The organism is Planococcus sp. CP5-4_YE (genome assembly GCF_019042655.1).
Lineage (GTDB): Bacteria > Bacillota > Bacilli > Bacillales_A > Planococcaceae > Planococcus.
This window is the reverse complement of the sequence record NZ_JAHPZO010000009.1, coordinates 71037-88588: the sequence shown is the minus strand read 5'-3', so window position 1 is coordinate 88588 and position 17552 is coordinate 71037. Positions and strand designations below refer to the sequence as shown.

The following is a 17552-nucleotide window of genomic DNA, read 5'->3' as shown; positions in this document are numbered from 1 at the left end:
ATTCATAAAATCGAAAAAGAACCCGTATAAACCATCTTAAATTTTTTACGAAAAAACTAAAACGTTTTCGAAAACGGCAAAGCTTGAAAGGAGGAGGGCGTGGATGATGGAATATTCGCTTGGCACTGCAGGTTACAAAGACTGGATTCTGGCTGAAACGGCTTTCTCTGCAGATGCGCTGGGCAAGAGTGAATCGATCATGCTGCTTGGGAATGGCTATATGGGCTTGCGCTCGGTCAATGAGGAACCGTATTTAAATGAAAAGAGAAACCTCTTTGTCAATGGCACCTTCAATCAAGCGGAAGATAATGAAGTAACGGAGCTGCCGAATGCCGCGGATATTACCCGGCTCGATATTCGCGTAGACGGTGAGCGCTTCTCATTGGAATTCGGGGAAACAAGGCATTACATCAAACAATTGAATTTAAAAGATGCGGAACTCACCAGGTCTTTTGAATGGATTTCTCCGAAAGGAAAAAAACTGCTGTTTCGTTTCAGCCGCTTCGTGTCATTCGATGAACTGCATTTAATTGCCATGAAAATGGAAGTGAAAAGCTTGTCGGATGAAGTGGTTTTGTCTTTTGACAGTGGAATCGATGCGCAATTGACAAACTCAGGTGTCCAGCATTTCAAGGAAGGCGAGCGGCGGATTCTGGATGGGCGTTTCATTCAATTGATTCAAACAACCAATCGATCTGGCATTGACTTTGTCCATAACACGGTCCATACACTGAAAGTCAACGGGAGAGAAATTACAGGACGGGCGGACAAAGACATGAAGCGCAGGAAAGCCTGGATGTCTTATGAATTCAAGCTGCAGCCGGACGACAGCCTGGAAATGGAGAAGTTGTCCACGGTGCATACAAGCCGTGATAAAGAGAAGGGCCGGGAAATCGTTAAGTTGGCACAATTGCAGAAACGTTCGCTTGATGAACTCAAAGAACATGAGAAAAAAGGCTACGGCAATCTCTTGGAAGCCCATCGCCTTGCTTGGCAGAAAAACGTATGGGACGCCTGCGATGTGAAAATCGAAAGCGAGGATTCCACGGACCAACTGGCGCTTAGGTTTTCGCTTTATCATCTGGCAGCCATGGTGCCCAGGCATGATGAGCGCATGGGCATCGGGGCAAAAGCCTTGAGCGGTGAAGGCTATAAAGGCCATTCATTTTGGGACACTGAGATTTTCATCCTGCCGTTCTTTATTTTTTCGCATCCTGAAGCTGCAAGATCGCTTCTTGCTTATCGTTATCATGGATTGGCTGGAGCCCGGCAGAAGGCAAAGGACAACGGCTATAAGGGGGCAATGTATCCATGGGAAATGGCGTGGCCAGCAGAGGGCGAAGTCACACCGGTGTGGGGCGATATCGATATTATCACCGGTGCGCAGTCAAAAATCTGGTCAGGCTTCATTGAACAGCATATTTCCGCAGATATCGCATTTGCCATTTATCAATATGTAAATGTTACCGGAGATGAAGGATTTCTTGAAAGCTGCGGGTATGAAATGGTTTTCGAAACGGCAAAGTTCTGGGCCAGCCGTCTCGAATGGAATGAACAAAGAAAAGAATTCCACATTAATAAGGTCATTGGCCCAGATGAATACAAAGAGCATATCGACAATAATGCTTTCACAAACTATATGGCCTACTTTAATTTAAAGCTGGCTGTGCGCTATGCGGACAAACTGTCACAGGAAAATCCGGCGCTATGTAAAGCATTCGGCTTGAAGGAAGATTATCTGGAGTGGCAACGGAAGTCAGGGCAATTATACTTGCCGCAGCCGCGTGCTGGGGATTCGGTGATCCCACAAGACGATACGTATTTGCAGTTGGCGGAAATCGATCTTGGCAAGTACAAAAAGCAGTCGAAAGTCAGGACAATTTACCGTGATTACAATGCTGAGCAGATCAACGCCATCCAAGTGACAAAGCAATCGGACGTTCTATTGTTGTTCTACTTGCTGGAACAAAGTTTTTTGAAAGAGGATCTGCGCTTTTTGGAGCAGGCGAAACGCTCGAATTTCTTCTACTACGAGTCCCGGACGCTCCATGACTCCTCGTTAAGCCTTGCAACACATGCGATTGCCGCAAGCGACATAGGAGAAAGCGAACTTGCTTATTCCCTGTTCAAGAAGACTTGCGACATCGATATGGGGCCGGGGATGAAAACTTCGGATGACGGCATTCACGCAGCAGCCATCGGGGGAATCTGGAAATCTGCAGTCTTCGGATTTGCAGGCGTGCGGCAGCTAGATGGCAAACTTCGCGTCAATCCCCGGCTTCCCAAGCAGTGGAAGCATATGCGGTTTTCAGTTTTTTGGCGCGGGCAGCCGGTACGAATCGAAATTAGCCATGATCACCTGGAAATCACATCAAGCGCAGAACACATGATGCAAGTGGAGGTGGACGGCAAATCCTATGAACTCAGCCGCTCTGTAAAAATCCCTCTTCGGGAAGGCAAAGGTTCACCTATTAGAAGGTAGTTTCAAAATGAGTTGATCATTTTGTTTTCTATAGCATTCCAATAATGAAAAGGGGGCAACACAAATGGCGTTCAATAAAAGATTGGTTATGGGAATGGCGATTGCTGCATCCGCATCGGTACTGGCGGCATGCGGCGGTGGAGGAGACGGGGAAGAATCAGGCGGTTCTTCAGGAGAAGCGGCTGATGGCATTACGATTTTCCAAAGCAAAGTGGAAATTTCTGAACAACTGGAAGCTGCTGCCGAAGCCTATACGGAAGAAACAGGCGTGGATGTGGAAGTGATCGGGACGACAGGGGACGATTATGCGCAGCAATTGCAAATCCGCCTGAACAACGGGACCGGGCCATCTATTTTCAGCGTACAGAATACGGAAGTGGCGGAGCGTCTGGAATCCTATATCTATGATTTGAGCAATGAAGACATGGTCGAGAATATTGCCCCGGACATGGAATTGACGCTGGACGATAAAGTTGTCGGCATTCCTTATGGCGTTGAAGGGTTTGGGATTGTCTATAACAAAGAAATGGTCAATCCGGAAGACATCCAGGATTATGATTCGTTTGTAAGTACGCTTGAAAAGTTTAACGCAGAAGGAATCAATGGTTTCGGGCTTTCATCAGAGGCTTATTTCCTCATCGGGCATATCAGCAACTACCCGTTTTCCCTTCAGGAAAATCCTGAAGAGTTCATGGATCAATTGACGAACGGGGAAGTAACACTTGCGGAAACAGAAGAATTCCAGCGATTCGGAGAATTTATGGAAGCCATCAGAGCGAATACGCCAACACCTTTAAACACTACTTATGATACGCAAGTCGGCGATTTCGCCGCTGGCCAGACAGCGATGATCCACCAAGGAAACTGGGCATCCGGCATGCTCGAGGATTTTGAAGTCGATTTTGAAGTCGGAATGGCGCCATTTCCGCTTGAAGGAAACGATCAGCTGGCAGTCGGCGTAGGCAGCAACTGGGCAGTCAATGGAGAAAAAGACCAAGCTGAAATCGATGCAGCCATCGAATTCCTGGACTGGCTTCATACGAGCGAAACTGGCCAAAAATTCATTGTTGAAGATTTCGGGTTCATTCCTGCGATGACCAATATTGAAGCAGGCGATTTGGATCCATTATCACAAGCTGTCTTGGAAGCTTCCAATAGCGGGAACACCATTCCATGGTCGCATAACGATTATCCGGCCAATGTGGTTCCGAACGACTTTACTCCAGTAGCTGAAAGTTTCTTCGTAGACGACAGCATGACTGGTGAAGAGCTGGTGGAAAATCTCGAAGCAGCATGGCAGAATGCCGCTCAGTAACCGAAGAGCGCTTAGTGAATAATAGAACACGCCTGTCATATGGCGTGTTCTGCTGTTTCTAAATAATAAATCAGCAATGATGGGAAAGTAGGGATGGATGTGGCAAACAGGAAAAAAATCGGCTGGTATCTTTTGTTTACGGTACCGTTGTTAATCATCTTCACGATAATAGTTGTCATTCCGTTTGTAATCGGCATTTACTACGCATTTTTTGATTGGGATGGCATTGGGGCGAATCCAATGGTATTCACCGGTTTGGAGAATTTCAGGATTTTGCTGGAAGACGAACGGTTCTTGAGTTCGACTTGGCTTACTGTCTTATTTACCGTGTTATCGGTTGTCTCGGTTAATATAGCAGGTTTGGCATTTGCGCTTCTCGTAACTTCCAAGCTGAAGATGGCGAATTTGGCACGTACGATGTTGTTCATGCCTTATTTGATTGGCGGGCTGATCTTGGGTTACATTTGGCAGTTCGTATTTCTCGATGTCTTCACTTTGATTGGAGAAGTTACCGGATTGGAATCGGTATTCTTCAATTGGCTGAATAATGAACAGTTTGCGCTTTTCGCATTGGTCTTTGTCTTTACTTGGCAGATGGCGGGGTATGTGATGATCGTCTACATTGCCGGTATTCAAGGCATTCCTGGAGAGTTGATCGAGGCTGCTAAAATTGATGGCGCAGGCAGTTGGCAACGCTTTTTAAGAATCACTGTCCCGCTTCTCATGCCGGCCTTTACAATCAGTTTGTTTTTGACACTGTCCTACGGATTTAAAATTTACGATGTCAATTTATCTTTGACTGGCGGCGGTCCGGCAAATGCCACGGAATTATTTGCCATGAATATTTACAATGAAATTTTCGGATATGGAAACTATGGCTATGGACAGGCGAAAGCGATTGTTTTCTTTATCATCATCGCCGCTATAACATTGACGCAAGTTTATCTTACGAAGAAGCGGGAGGTTGAAATGTGATGGGAGCCATAAGAAATTGGTCGAAAGAAATACTGCTATTTCTCATGGCGCTGCTATTTTTGTCGCCTATCTACATTATTTTTGTCAACTCCTTTAAAACGCGCCAGGAACTGTACGAAAACACACTGGCTTTGCCAGAACAGTTCGGCCTGCAGTTCTATAGTGCTGCCATGGAGCAGATGGATTTCTTTAATGCTTTCATCAATTCGATGTATGTCACGATCGTTTCCGTTGCGTTCATTGTCGTCCTGTCGTCCATGACGGCCTGGATGCTTGCAAGATCCGGGAACTGGATCAGCAATGTGATTTTTATGACGATGATCGCGACGATGCTGATTCCGTTTCAAACGATCATGATGCCGCTGATGCAATTGGTGACGGGAATTACACAAGATACCGGAATTCCTTTGTATAATACACTCAGTGGCTTGATCTTCATGAACATCGGTTTTCATGCCGCTTTATCGGTCTTTTTGTATCATGGGTTCATTAAATCGATTCCTCTCTCTCTCGAGGAAGCGGCGACTATTGATGGAGCTTCAAAATTTGGCGTATTCTGGCGCATCATTTTTCCGATGCTGACACCGATTACGGCAACCGTGGCAATTTTGAATGTCATCCTCATCTGGAATGATTTCCTGTTGCCATCATTGACCTTGATCGATAAAGATTTGCGGACCATTCCGCTTTCTGTCTTTTATTTCTTCGGCGAATTCACCATTGAATGGAACCTGGCGATGGCGGGGCTGACTTTAACAATTATCCCGGTCGTTATCTTTTATATGCTGGCCCAGAAATATATCATTAAAGGAATCGGAGAAGGGGCTGTCAAATAGGCTCTTATCCATTGGAGGTGCCATATGGAATTGAAAGGGATCACGGGCGTACTATATGCGATGAGTGAATGGATCATGAGGTTGTCAGCCGTCAACTTGATGTGGTTCGTCCTTAGTTTGCCGTTGTTTATCCTGCTTGTGGCCGTTGATATGAGCACTCCTGATGGACGCGTGATCTTTGGGGTAGCAGCATGGGTTTTTGCCTCTGCATTGTTTTTCCCGGCTACAGCGACTGTTTTTTCGGTAGTGAGGGATTGGGTTGTAAAGAATGACTATTCTTCGGCCTTCAAAAAATTTCTCTACCATTTCAACGCCGATTTTGTGAAAAACGTTAAAATGGGCGCGGCATTTGCCACTGTTTGGCTTATCTGGTATTACAGCTACTTCTATTTTTATGCAGCGAAAAGCAGTGCGGCTTTCATCTTTCTGATGTTCGGGGCTGCCTTATTTATTTATACAGTCAATTTTTTGTCGATCAGGGCCCATTACGAGATGGACAGCAAAGAGTGCATGAAGAATGCATTTTTCATCTCTGCAGGCAGGCCATTGACGGGGCTGTATATTTTATTGAGCAGTGCAGCGCTTATCTGGGTCAGCCTGTTCCAATTATTATGGCTCCTGCCATTTTTGACCTGTTCCATGCTTGCTTTTTCAGCTTTTTCAGCCTTTCACAGAACGATCGTGAAAATTTCCGGAAATCCGGCTTCGAATAAAGCGGCTTGATGTGCTATACGCCCAAACTACAGGAGGAAGTGACCGCAAAGTGGCGACGATCAAAGAAGTTGCAAAAAAAGCGAATGTCTCAGTAAGTGTCGTTTCCAAGGCATTCAATAATTATAAAGATGTAAAAGAAGAAACGCGCCAGCGGATTTTTGCGGTAGCCCAGGAATTGAATTACACGCCGAATATCAATGCAAAAAATCTCTCTTCAAAAAAACAGATGACCATCGGATTGATTTCATCAGGTGTGCTGAATGACAACGAAAAAGATAATAATGCCTTCGATATATTTAAAGGGGTTTATCAGGCGATTTCTGAGAGCCGCTTTGACTTATCCATTTATTTAATCGATTCGAAAAAACAAAAACAGCAAAGCTATGTCCAATATTGCCGTGAACGCAATATTGGGGGAGCAATCTTGCAAGGGATACGGACGGACGACCAATATTATAAAGAATTAATCGACACCAGCTTGCCTTGTGTCGTACTTGATATCATGAGCACAGCAGAAAATGGATTGATCGGAACGGTGTCCATCGATAACGCCCAGGCCGGGAAGGAAATTGCCGATTATTTACTTGAGCGGAACCATCGGGAAATCGTGGTCATTGCCGGGACTGAAGAAACTTACGTTAATAAAGAACGCATGAAAGGCGTTGAAAGGGCGTTGGCTTGTCGTGGGCTGGACCTTGGGGCAGTGACCGTATTGAACGCGGATTTTTCAGAAGAGAAAGCCTATGTGCTGGCAAAGAACGAACTGGAACATAACGAGCCTACTGCGTTTTTGTGCTTCAGTGATTTAATGGCGATCGGTGTCATGAAAGCGGTCAATGAGAAAGGACTGCGAATTCCTGATGACATCTCCATCACGGGCTTTGACGATTTGATTTTCAGCAGGTACACATACCCGGCACTGACCACTATTCACCAGGACTTTGTTGAAATCGGCAGAAGCGCGGCCCAATTGCTCCAGGATATAAAAGATGGCAAGAAAAAACAGCAGCACGTGTGGATTGAGCATAGGTTAATTGAACGCGAAAGCGTAAAAAATCTGGTGGGCCTAATCGCAGAAACAGAAAGGACTTAATTTTATGGCGAAATCTCCTGAGCTTGTTATTTACGATCTGGATGGCGTAATTACCGATACGGCGGAATTTCACTATTTGGCTTGGAAAAATCTCGCAGAGCAGCTAGGCATCTTGATCGACCGGAATTTCAACGAACAACTCAAAGGCATCAGCCGGATGGATTCCCTGGACCGCATACTCGAACTGGGCTCTTCGGCTAAACCATTCTCATATGAAGAAAAAGTGGAACTGGCCACAAGAAAAAACAGTTATTACCTAGAATTGATCGAGGAGATTACACCAGATCATATATTGCCCGGGATCAAAAATTTCCTGCAGGAAAACAAGGAAGCGAATATCAAAATCGCCCTCGGATCTGCCAGTAAAAATGCGCCGCTGATTTTGGAAAAGCTGGGCCTCAGCCATTATTTCGACTATGTGGTGGATGCCGGCAAGGTGAAAAAAGGAAAACCCGATCCAGAAACCTTTACTGCCGCAGCAGATGCGCTTGGCGTTTCCTATAGCAATTGCATTGGAATTGAAGACGCAGCAGCAGGAGTGGAAGCGGTCAATCGAGCGAATATGTTTTCAGTCGGTGTTGGGGATCGGACACATTTGGCGCATGCACATTATTTGGTAAATGAGACCAGTGAATTGGATTTTCAGAAGATCATCCAACAATTCCAGAAATGGAGACAAGCATATTAAGCTTGCCAGTAGGAAAGGGAGGGTTAAATGAGCTGGAAATTGACGAAATACGAATTGGATAATCAGAGCTTATTGACCACTGAAAGCTTGCTGTCACTCGGAAATGGCTATCTCGGTGTCCGGGGCAATTTCGAAGAAGGCTACACAGATGGATATAAATCCATCCGGGGCACTTACATCAATGCCTTCCATGATGAAACCGAGATCGTATACGGAGAGAAATTATTCGGCTTTCCTGAGACGCAGCAAAAGGTCCTAAACGTAATAGATGCTCAAGGGGTTCAAATCTATTTAGACGATGAACGTTTTTCGTTATTTGAAGGAGAATTGCTGTCCTTTGAGCGAAACTTGCACATGGATGCGGGATTTTCAGAACGGATTGTCCACTGGATATCGCCGAAGGGCAAAGAAGTGAAGCTTCAGTTCAGGCGCGTGATTTCGTTTACAGCGAAGGAATTATTCGCAATCGATATCCGCGTGGAACCGATTTCTGTGGTCGAAAAAGTGAAAATCGTCTCTACTGTAAATGGGGATGTCGCGAATTACGTGGACAAAGATGACCCCCGTGTTGCCTCTGGGCATGCGAAGCGCCTCCGCGTCACAGACATCAGGCAAGAAGCGCAATTCTCAGTTGTAAAAGCTACGACCTTTACAACCGGTTTGGAGGTGGCATGCCTGTCAACCTCCTTTATCGATGCAGAAAACTATGAGCATAGTGGCGCAGCGACTGAATCCTCTGTTGAAGAAATCTATACTTGCAAGGGAGATTCAGCCATCCGGTTCACCAAGTACAATATCTTCACCGATACACTCCGGCATGGTGAAAATCTGGTAAACGAAGGGGAAGTGCTGCTTCATCAAGTCCGCGACAAAACTTTCGACGATTTGCTCGCACAGCAACAAGCCTATCTAGACGAATTTTGGGCGGTATCGGACATCGCCATCGACGGCGATCAGCAAGTACAGGAAGGTATCCGCTTTAATTTATACCAGCTGTTGCAGTCGGTCGGAAAAGACCCCGCCAGCAATATCGCAGCTAAAGGCTTATCAGGCGAAGGATATGAAGGGCATTATTTTTGGGATACGGAAATTTACATCTTCCCTGTGTTTTTGATGACCAATCCAATCATCGCCAAAAATCTATTGTTGCATCGGTATTCGATTCTTGGCCATGCCAGAGAACGGGCAAAGGAAATGGGGCATGAAAAAGGTGCTTTATTTCCTTGGCGCACCATCACTGGGGCTGAAAGTTCAGCGTTCTTCCCGGCCGGCACTGCCCAATACCATATTAGTGCAGACATTGCTTATAGTTACGTCCAGTTTTACTTGGCCACAAAAGATGAAGATTTCCTGAAAAGGTATATGGCTGAAGTAGTATTTGAAACCGCGCGTCTATGGGCCGATGTGGGACATATGCAACACGGCGAATTCCGCATCGATGACGTGACAGGCCCTGATGAATATACCTGCATTGTAAATAATAATTATTATACGAATGTGATGGCTAAGCATAATTTATTATGGGCTGTGAAAATCTATAAACTATTGGAAGACAAGGATATCGACCGGTTGAGGCAATTGTCGACTCAAATGGAGTTGACGGAAACGGAAGTGGACACGTGGCAGATGGCGGGCGAAAATGTGTACTTGCCTTATGACGAAACACTCGAAATCAATGCGCAGGATGATAGCTTTCTGCAAAAAGCCAGATGGGATTTGAAGAATACCCCTGCCGAAAAGTTTCCTTTGCTGCTTCATTACCATCCGCTGACCTTGTATCGCCGGCAAGTGCTTAAGCAAGCAGACACCGTGCTCGCCCATTTTTTGCTGGAAGATGAACAAGATCTCAAGACCATGAAAAACTCCTATGATTATTACGAGGAAATCACTACCCATGATTCGTCCCTATCTTCTTGTGTACACAGTATCATGGCGTCAAAGTTAGGCTATTCCGAAAAGGCATACAGCTATTTCAGTGAGACAGCCCGCTTGGATTTGGAAGACACCCACCATAATACGAAAGATGGCTTGCACATGGCCAATATGGGGGGCACTTGGCTTGGCATCGTCTACGGATTTGCCGGTCTCCGCCTGAAAGAAAGCGGCCTATACCTGTCACCATCGTTGCCGATTGAATGGAACTCCTATACCTTCCATCTTCGCTATCAAGCGAGAGTGTTAAAAGTCCATAAAACCAGGGAAGCGACAGTTTATACACTTATCGAAGGGGAAAGTCTCGGCTTTACCCACAACGGAGAAGCTGTGCTTATAGAGAACGGAAAAGAATTAGTCATGCCCGAAACAACAAATTGAAGATGCGGGAGAGGATCGAATGAGCAGTTTAACCTTAAAGAACGTTAAAAAGGAATACGACAAAGGCGTTGTATCCGTACAGGATTTCAACTTAGAAATCCGTGACAAGGAGTTTCTGGTATTGGTCGGCCCGTCCGGCTGTGGAAAATCGACGACTTTGCGAATGATTGCGGGACTTGAAGACATCACAGAAGGCGAGCTTTATATCGGCGAAAAGCGTGTCAATGATGTCTCCCCAAAAGATCGCGGCATCGCCATGGTCTTCCAGAACTACGCGCTGTATCCGCATATGAATGTCTATGACAATATGGCATTCAGTTTGAAATTGAGCAAGATGAAAAAATCCGAGATCAAGACGCGCGTCGAAAACGCAGCGAACATCCTGGGCTTGCAAGATTATTTAAATCGAAAGCCGAAAGCCTTATCGGGCGGCCAGCGCCAGCGCGTCGCTTTGGGACGTGCAATTGTCCGCGACGCCGATGTCTTCCTGATGGATGAGCCGCTGTCCAACTTGGACGCCAAGCTGCGCGTTCAAATGCGGACCGAAATCCAAAAGCTCCATCGCCGCCTGCAGACAACGACTGTGTACGTCACGCATGACCAAACAGAAGCGATGACCATGGCGACGCGCCTCGTCGTCATGAAAGATGGATTGATCCAGCAAGTCGGGACGCCGAAAGAAGTGTACGATGAGCCGGATAATATCTTTGTCGGTGGCTTTATCGGATCACCTGCGATGAACTTTCTGAATGGCCGTTTAGAAGGAGATCGATTTGTTATAGGGGAGGACGGTGTGTTGGTTCCGGAAGGCAAGCTGAAGATGCTGCGCGCCCAGGATTATGACAGCAAGGAATTGGTGCTTGGCGTGCGCCCGGAAGATATCCACGACGAACCGCTATTCCTTGACCATTCGCCCCAGTCGAAAATCCATGCAAACATTGAAGTAGCGGAATTATTGGGGTCTGAAATCATGCTCTATTCGGCTGTCGACAATCAGGATTTTGTCGCCCGCGTCGACGCCCGATTCGCTGTTAGAGCCGGCGAAACAATCGATTTAGCTTTTGATATGAATAAAGTTCATTTCTTTGATAAAGATTCGAAACTGCGAATCAAGTAAGCAAACGTTCTCTTTAGGAAACGAAAAAGCATTCATGCCCACCAAGGATGTGAATGCTTTTTTCTATTAGTCGCTGCTGCCATTTTCGGATATATATAAAACGACCCGTATGTAGCGCTTCGCTAAATCGCTCCGAATGGAAGAATTTTGGGGACTCTGGGCTCATCAGCGCCATCGCATCGGTCGTCAATGATGCCGGCTGCTATATGATCTTGAACGGCACAGGCATTATTGGACACGTCTTCCGTGCGCTCGATTCTCAGCTTCACTTCGATGATCGCGGTGAGCCTGTTTGATGAAACTTGGGAAAAGCGCGAAAAGACTTCGCAGGAAGCGGTTCGTGGATAGTAAAGAAAAAGCCCCGAAATCATTCGGGGCTTTTTACAGAGTGTTGAAGAAGTCTATAATCCGCTATGAATGAAAAAGAAATCACCATTTCTACATTCAAAAATCAATGTGCTATCTGAGTATTTGGAGAAGCGTTCGATCGTAAAACCTTCTGCTCAATAATGCTGCGCATTACTTCGCAAAGATAAGATCTCACGTAGTTCGACCTTATCTTTCCTGTGGGACTAGCGGGTTTGAGAGACCCCGCAGGCAATGAATGAGTGAAGCTGTGCTGAGCACATTCATTTGCGACGCATCTGCTTGCAGATGTGGCAGCAACGGTTTTAGTGACGAGGAGGCTCGATTCCCGCCCCACGGAAAGCGAGCGATAAGCTTCGGAAAATACGATTTCCTGAGTTTTTCGACAACCTTAAAAAAGCCCCGAAATCATTCGGGGCTTTTTCTTATCACGCCAATCTTCGGGGAAAGTTCATAAATCCAAGCGTCTCGTTCTTGTTTCTTCCGTGCAAATGAAATAGGCTGAAAAGAGTGGATGCAATAATTGAGTTCATCTAAAAAGAAAGAAGGAATCATACCTATGAAGAAGACTTTGATTTTATTAAGTACATTACTGGTTTTGCCGATGACAGCACACGCCCATTCCGTGCTTGAATCGTCTACTCCAGCGGAAGGCTCGGTTGTGGCTGAGCCAATTGAACAGGTGGTACTCGATTTCAGTGCCGGTATCGAGCAGGGCAGCGCCATGACGATGACGATGGACGGGACCGCTGTTGATTTCAGTGAAGTCGCCGTTATGGAAGATCAATTGGTCGGCACGCCAGCGCAGGAACTTGAAGACGGATCTTATGTCGTGGAATATGATGTGCTGAGCGAAGATGGCCATCCGATCCAAGGGTCTCTTGCTTTTGAGTTGCAAGCAGGTGAGCAAGAAGCGGCTCAAGAAGAACAGACGCAAGAACAACAAGCTGAAGAAGTAACGGATGAACAGGAAGCTGAAGAGGCGGAAGCAACGGAAGCGGAGGAAACACAAGCTTCGGATACGGAGCAAGCGTCAAGCGGGGAGCCCGAAGCCCCTTCAGAAGACGCCGGTTCGAGTATGACTTTGATCATTGCGGGCATCGCCATCATCTTATTGATTGCCGCCGTAGTCTTATTGCGTAGAAAACGATGAACTGGTTGATCGCGTTATCGGATTTTTTCCTTTACGTGGTACTGGCATTTCTTGCAGGGGACGCCGTCTTGCGTTTCATTCGACCGGAAAAAAAGCCGCTTGTTGAAGTTTCGAAAAAATGGCTTATGCTTGCGCTGGCGTTCATTCCGCTATTGCTTGCTCCGCCCGTGTTACAGCTTATCCTGTTGCTGACGGAAAGCTTCGGCCTGATGCAAGCGGTGGTGGATGTGGCCACAGAGTTTCGCGCCGGTCAAAGCTATGTATTCGGAGTCTTGATGGCTGTGGCGTGGTTGATTGTTGTATGGCGCAATGGGTCTGCGATATTCCGTGCATTTTGGCTCGTGCTCAGCGTGCTTAACGTGGCGTACGCAAGCCATGCGGCATCGATTGCGGATTGGCAAGGATTTGCCGGGCATGCGCTTCATTTCCTCGCGCTCGTATTATGGGCAGGCGTCTTGATCCACATTGCCTGGTTTTTGCGCGACGGGCGCAATTGGCGCGCGTTTCTTAAATGGTTTACGCCGTTTTCTGTAATTATGATGATCGTTTTGATCGGCAGCGGCATCTGGCTCATGTTGTTTTTCGTGGCGCCCGAAGATTACGCGAGTTCTTGGATTCTACCTTATGGCCAGCTCTTGCTGCTGAAGCATTTGAGCATCATTCCGCTCCTGCTCGCAGCGTTCATCAATGCCGTTTTATCCAGAAGCGACGCCCCGAACCGCTCATGGCTCAAAGTGGAGAGCTGGCTCTTGCTATTGGTGTTATTGATTACCGCCTTCATGAGCAAGCTCGCCCCGCCGCATAATATCAACGAAACGTTCCGGCTAGAAGGCAGCGCGCCATTTGTCGAATGGTTTGCCGGGCCGCAATATCTTCCGGTACACGCTTTATGGACGCCGAATATCGATGGTTTCTTGATGATGGCGATCGGCTTGATTTTCCTGGCTTTACAATGGCTGGGGTATCGCAAGCAGCTGCCCGAATGGCTGTTGTTCATCTTCGGCCTTGGGTTTGTCGCAGCGGCATACACCGGATTGATGTTCAGCTTTTTATTTTAATGAAGAGCCTTGCCTGAAATGGTGAGGTTTTTTTTCTTGCAAAGAATATTTCGACTATCTGCTAAGCTGTTGAGACTTGTGCATGGTTGGGGTACACTTGCAAAGGTTAGGGATAGATTTTAATTATTCAAAAATTTACATTTTAATAATAAATTTCCAAATATTACTTTTATTATTTAACGAATCCTACACTAAAAATTATAGAATGACGAGGTACATATAATGGCAGATTTACGGGTGCCTGAAAAGCGCTTCCGTCCTGAATTGGAAGGAATTCGAGCAGTAGCAGCGCTTTTGGTAGCAGTCTATCACATTTGGATTGGATCGGTTTCCGGCGGGGTCGATGTCTTTTTCATTGTCTCAGGATACTTAATCACGACGTCTCTTTTGTCACGGATGGTGCGCGAAGGCCGCATCAACTATCTGGAAAATCTATTGGGGCTGGCAAAACGGCTGTTTCCACTGGCCTTTACCGTGCTTGCTGTAAGCGCAGCACTGTCCATTGCCTTGCTGCCGCTTAGTTCATGGCGCCAGACGATCGCTGAATTGTTTGCGTCGATGTTCTATTTCCAAAACTGGCAGCTTGCCAATAGCGCCGTCGACTATTTGGCGCAGAATAATACCGCGAGTCCATTCCAGCATTTTTGGGCATTGTCGATTCAAGGCCAATTTTATGTGACATGGCCAATCGTCATCACGCTGGTCTATTTATTGGCAACAAAAATCCTGAAAACACCGGTGCGCAAAACTTTGCTTGCCGTGTTGTCAGTAATTTTCCTTGCTTCACTCAGCTATTCGGTCTATATTACTGCAGTCAATCAACCATGGGCATATTTTGATACGTTTGCGCGCGCTTGGGAGTTCTCGCTCGGCGGAATGCTTGCGCTGTTGCTTCCATACTTAAAATTCCCGAATTTTGTGCACCTCATCATAGGGTGGGCTGGGCTTGCAATCATCGCATTCACCGGCATGGTCCTTCCGGTATCGACCGTGTTTCCTGGATTTGCGGCATTGCTGCCTACTGGAGGGGTTATCCTGGTCATCATCGCCAGTGAAAACGGGCAGGCACTCGGTGTCCAGAAATTGCTTGGCTCGAAACCGTTCCAGTATTTCGGCAGCATCTCCTATGGGTTCTATTTATGGCATTGGCCGCTGTTGGTGTTCTACTATGCCTATTTCAATACGGAAACAGTCACAACACTCGGCGGCATCGGCATCTTGGCCGTTACAGTCGTATTGTCGATCATGACCATTCGTCTTGTCGAAAAACCGGTACGCGAAATGCCAGTCAAGCATTCGAAAAAACGTTTATCGAAAGTACTGGTCGCGTTAATGGCACCGGCCATTTTAGTCGGGCTCTCCTGGGGAGTTTTCGTCCAGGCGAATAGCGGAGGGACAGCGACAATAAAAGACAATCCAGGAGCACAAGCGGTGTCTGAGAATATTCAACCTTCTGAAGAAGCTGAGCTTCAACCTGACTTTTTGTCAGCAAAAGAAGATTTACCGACCTTCTATGAAGATATCAATTGCTATTCTACGGATACGATGGGTGCTAATGTCAAAGAATGTTCTTTCGGAGTGACAGAAGACCCCGAACATGTTCTGGCATTGGTCGGTGGTTCGCATTCTGGCCATTGGTTCCCGGCGCTTGAAGCAATTGCCGAAGATTTGAATATGCGTATTGATGTATACAATAAAAATGCTTGCCGCTTCTCGAGTGATGATTTTGACGGCGAGTTAGATCAATTATGCATGGAGTGGAACGAAAATCTTGAGAAGAAACTGATTGAAGATCCTCCAGATTTAATTTTCACTACAGCGAATATAGATTCTGAGGACGCTGTTCCAAGTGGATATATCGAAAAATGGAAACAGTTCGAGGATGTGGCTGAAATTTTTGCCGTACGCGATAATCCGCGTATGGAAAATGATCCGACTTTTTGTCTTGATAGTGCGAATTTGAAGGACTGTTCTGTTCAACGCGATAAAGCTTTGGCGGATGAAGTGCCGTGGGAAAACACGGAAGGCATTCCAGACAATGTCACGTTTGCAGACATGTCTGAGTATTTCTGTACGGATGACGCGTGCCCGCCTGTGGTCGGCAACGTACTCGTCTACCGCGATAAACACCATCTGACGACGCTTTATTCGCAAACGATGGGGCCGGCATTGAAAGAGTATCTTGAACCGGCTCTTGAAAATTTAAACTGATAGACATTGAAACGCCTCCGGAAGGCCCAACTTTCGGAGGCGTTTTCTATTGCTGGGCTTGGCAGGGAAAATAACTGCTGAGTCGAAAGAGTTACTAAGGAAATAAAGACCGGAAAAGCGCAGTGAAATCGGAGAGGGGTATGAAGCATGAAACGCAGATGGCCGATTTTAGCATTGACATTGCTTGGGGCATACGGAGCTTACCGAAAATACAAAGACATGACACGGCTTATCAAGCCGACCTGGCCGGAAGTCCAGCACGCCGGGGAAGTGAAAGAGGCAAGAACGGAAAATCTCCCGAAACCGATCGCCAAATGGCTGGAGACGAGCGGCGCGGTCGGCCGTGAACAGGTGATGGGCGTTTATGTAAAACAAGTGGGGTGGATGAAAACCAAGCCCGACCAGGAAGAATGGACTGAATCGACCGCCGAACAGTACAGCTTTGTCGAACCGCCATCGTTCTATTGGAAAGCGCGTATGAAAGTGGATGGGCTGTTCGTGACAGGATCCGATAGTTTTCGGGATGGCCGCGCGGGCATGCGTATCCGTTTTGCGGGGCTCGTGCCGATCAACCGCGCACTGCCGGATGGCAAACTCGATGAATCGGCCTTGCAGCGCTTTTTAATGGAGATGGCTTGGCTCCCGGGACTGGTGTTTAGCCCATATGTGCGATTTTTGAACAGTTCAGATCGCTCCGTGGAGGCAGAGATGACTTATAATGGCTCGACTGCCAATGTGACCTTCGAGTTCGATGAACAAGGGCGCATGAAGCGGGCGCGTGCGTTGCGCTATAAAGATGTTGGCGAAGATGCCAAACGCTTGCCGTGCATCGCGGAAGTGCATGAATGGCAAACAATCGACGGCATCGAAATTCCGCGGCGCATCGACATCACTTGGATGATCGATGGGCAAGCCTTCACGTGGTATAAATTTACCGTCGAACAAGCCAACTTCAACCCGCGCGTGCCGGAGGCCTGGTGAGCGGATCGGAAATATAACAGAAAGTTCTATGTTTTTTGATAAATCACCTTGACCCGAATCACCGCAGGGGGTATCATGTGGGAATACTAAAAATTGCATAGTGAATTCTTATCTAGAGAAGTCGAGGGACTGGCCCGATGACGCTTCAGCAACCAGCCACTAAGGTCAGGTGCTAATTCCAGCAGGCATATGCCTGGCAGATGAAAAGGAACGAGTCCGATATCGTAAAGCCTTCTTTTTCATGGAAGGC

General features: G+C 46.8%; 13 protein-coding genes and 1 riboswitch. All 13 genes read left to right on the top strand.

Going from position 1 to position 17552, the window contains the following annotated elements; genetic code table 11:
- The first annotated feature begins 103 nt into the window (after nt 1-103).
- The 13 genes from KTG14_RS11620 to KTG14_RS11560 all read left to right on the top strand — a co-directional run bounded on the left by KTG14_RS11620 (nt 104) and on the right by KTG14_RS11560 (nt 17302).
- Nucleotides 104-2482, top strand: coding sequence for a glycoside hydrolase family 65 protein (locus tag KTG14_RS11620; RefSeq protein ID WP_216971101.1), 2379 nt, complete (start codon nt 104-106; stop codon nt 2480-2482).
- Between the two features lie 64 nt (nt 2483-2546).
- The gene (locus KTG14_RS11615; RefSeq protein WP_216971100.1) at nt 2547-3797 is read left to right on the top strand and encodes an ABC transporter substrate-binding protein; all 1251 of its coding nucleotides are present in this window, start codon (nt 2547-2549) and stop codon (nt 3795-3797) included.
- 99 nt (nt 3798-3896) lie between these two features.
- Nucleotides 3897-4772: a carbohydrate ABC transporter permease gene (locus tag KTG14_RS11610; protein ID WP_308462030.1), complete on the top strand. Its 876-nt coding sequence runs from the start codon at nt 3897-3899 to the stop codon at nt 4770-4772.
- Nucleotides 4772-5608 (top strand): carbohydrate ABC transporter permease, encoded by an 837-nt coding sequence (locus tag KTG14_RS11605; protein ID WP_216971135.1) that lies wholly within the window; start codon nt 4772-4774, stop codon nt 5606-5608. The genes KTG14_RS11610 and KTG14_RS11605 overlap by 1 nt, the downstream gene beginning before the upstream one ends.
- A 24-nt stretch (nt 5609-5632) precedes the next feature.
- The gene (locus tag KTG14_RS11600) at nt 5633-6331 is read left to right on the top strand and encodes a YesL family protein (protein ID WP_216971098.1); all 699 of its coding nucleotides are present in this window, start codon (nt 5633-5635) and stop codon (nt 6329-6331) included.
- Nucleotides 6332-6371: 40 nt separating this feature from the next.
- A complete protein-coding gene (locus KTG14_RS11595) occupies nt 6372-7415 on the top strand; it encodes a LacI family DNA-binding transcriptional regulator (protein ID WP_216971097.1) in 1044 nt (347 codons plus the stop codon).
- A 4-nt stretch (nt 7416-7419) separates the two neighbouring features.
- Complete coding sequence (gene pgmB / locus KTG14_RS11590; protein ID WP_216971096.1) at nt 7420-8103, top strand: beta-phosphoglucomutase; 684 nt, start codon at nt 7420-7422, stop codon at nt 8101-8103.
- A 27-nt stretch (nt 8104-8130) separates the two neighbouring features.
- Entirely contained in the window at nt 8131-10416 is a 2286-nt protein-coding gene (locus tag KTG14_RS11585) for a glycoside hydrolase family 65 protein (RefSeq protein ID WP_216971095.1), read from the top strand.
- 19 nt (nt 10417-10435) lie between these two features.
- Nucleotides 10436-11533, top strand: coding sequence for an ABC transporter ATP-binding protein (locus KTG14_RS11580; protein ID WP_216971094.1), 1098 nt, complete (start codon nt 10436-10438; stop codon nt 11531-11533).
- 925 nt (nt 11534-12458) lie between these two features.
- Nucleotides 12459-13052, top strand: a complete 594-nt coding sequence (locus KTG14_RS11575; protein WP_216971093.1) for a copper resistance CopC family protein — start codon at nt 12459-12461, stop codon at nt 13050-13052.
- Nucleotides 13049-14110: a copper resistance D family protein gene (locus tag KTG14_RS11570; protein ID WP_216971092.1), complete on the top strand. Its 1062-nt coding sequence runs from the start codon at nt 13049-13051 to the stop codon at nt 14108-14110. The genes KTG14_RS11575 and KTG14_RS11570 overlap by 4 nt, the downstream gene beginning before the upstream one ends.
- A gap of 222 nt (nt 14111-14332) precedes the next feature.
- Nucleotides 14333-16321 (top strand): acyltransferase family protein, encoded by a 1989-nt coding sequence (locus tag KTG14_RS11565; RefSeq protein WP_216971091.1) that lies wholly within the window; start codon nt 14333-14335, stop codon nt 16319-16321.
- Nucleotides 16322-16468: 147 nt separating this feature from the next.
- Nucleotides 16469-17302 (top strand): DUF6920 family protein, encoded by an 834-nt coding sequence (locus tag KTG14_RS11560; RefSeq protein WP_216971090.1) that lies wholly within the window; start codon nt 16469-16471, stop codon nt 17300-17302.
- A 105-nt stretch (nt 17303-17407) separates the two neighbouring features.
- Nucleotides 17408-17509: riboswitch (SAM riboswitch) on the top strand.
- Nucleotides 17510-17552 lie beyond the last annotated feature (43 nt).

What these genes read in the sequence shown, in the direction of transcription:
- KTG14_RS11600 (WP_216971098.1), top strand. Translation starts at nt 5,633, where the DNA reads ATGGAATTGAAAGGGATCACGGGCGTACTATATGCGATGAGTGAATGG.
- KTG14_RS11560 (WP_216971090.1), top strand. Translation starts at nt 16,469, where the DNA reads ATGAAACGCAGATGGCCGATTTTAGCATTGACATTGCTTGGGGCATAC.
- KTG14_RS11620 (WP_216971101.1), top strand. Translation starts at nt 104, where the DNA reads ATGATGGAATATTCGCTTGGCACTGCAGGTTACAAAGACTGGATTCTG.
- pgmB (WP_216971096.1), top strand. Translation starts at nt 7,420, where the DNA reads ATGGCGAAATCTCCTGAGCTTGTTATTTACGATCTGGATGGCGTAATT.
- KTG14_RS11615 (WP_216971100.1), top strand. Translation starts at nt 2,547, where the DNA reads ATGGCGTTCAATAAAAGATTGGTTATGGGAATGGCGATTGCTGCATCC.
- KTG14_RS11585 (WP_216971095.1), top strand. Translation starts at nt 8,131, where the DNA reads ATGAGCTGGAAATTGACGAAATACGAATTGGATAATCAGAGCTTATTG.
- KTG14_RS11605 (WP_216971135.1), top strand. Translation starts at nt 4,772, where the DNA reads ATGGGAGCCATAAGAAATTGGTCGAAAGAAATACTGCTATTTCTCATG.
- KTG14_RS11570 (WP_216971092.1), top strand. Translation starts at nt 13,049, where the DNA reads ATGAACTGGTTGATCGCGTTATCGGATTTTTTCCTTTACGTGGTACTG.
- KTG14_RS11580 (WP_216971094.1), top strand. Translation starts at nt 10,436, where the DNA reads ATGAGCAGTTTAACCTTAAAGAACGTTAAAAAGGAATACGACAAAGGC.
- KTG14_RS11565 (WP_216971091.1), top strand. Translation starts at nt 14,333, where the DNA reads ATGGCAGATTTACGGGTGCCTGAAAAGCGCTTCCGTCCTGAATTGGAA.
- KTG14_RS11575 (WP_216971093.1), top strand. Translation starts at nt 12,459, where the DNA reads ATGAAGAAGACTTTGATTTTATTAAGTACATTACTGGTTTTGCCGATG.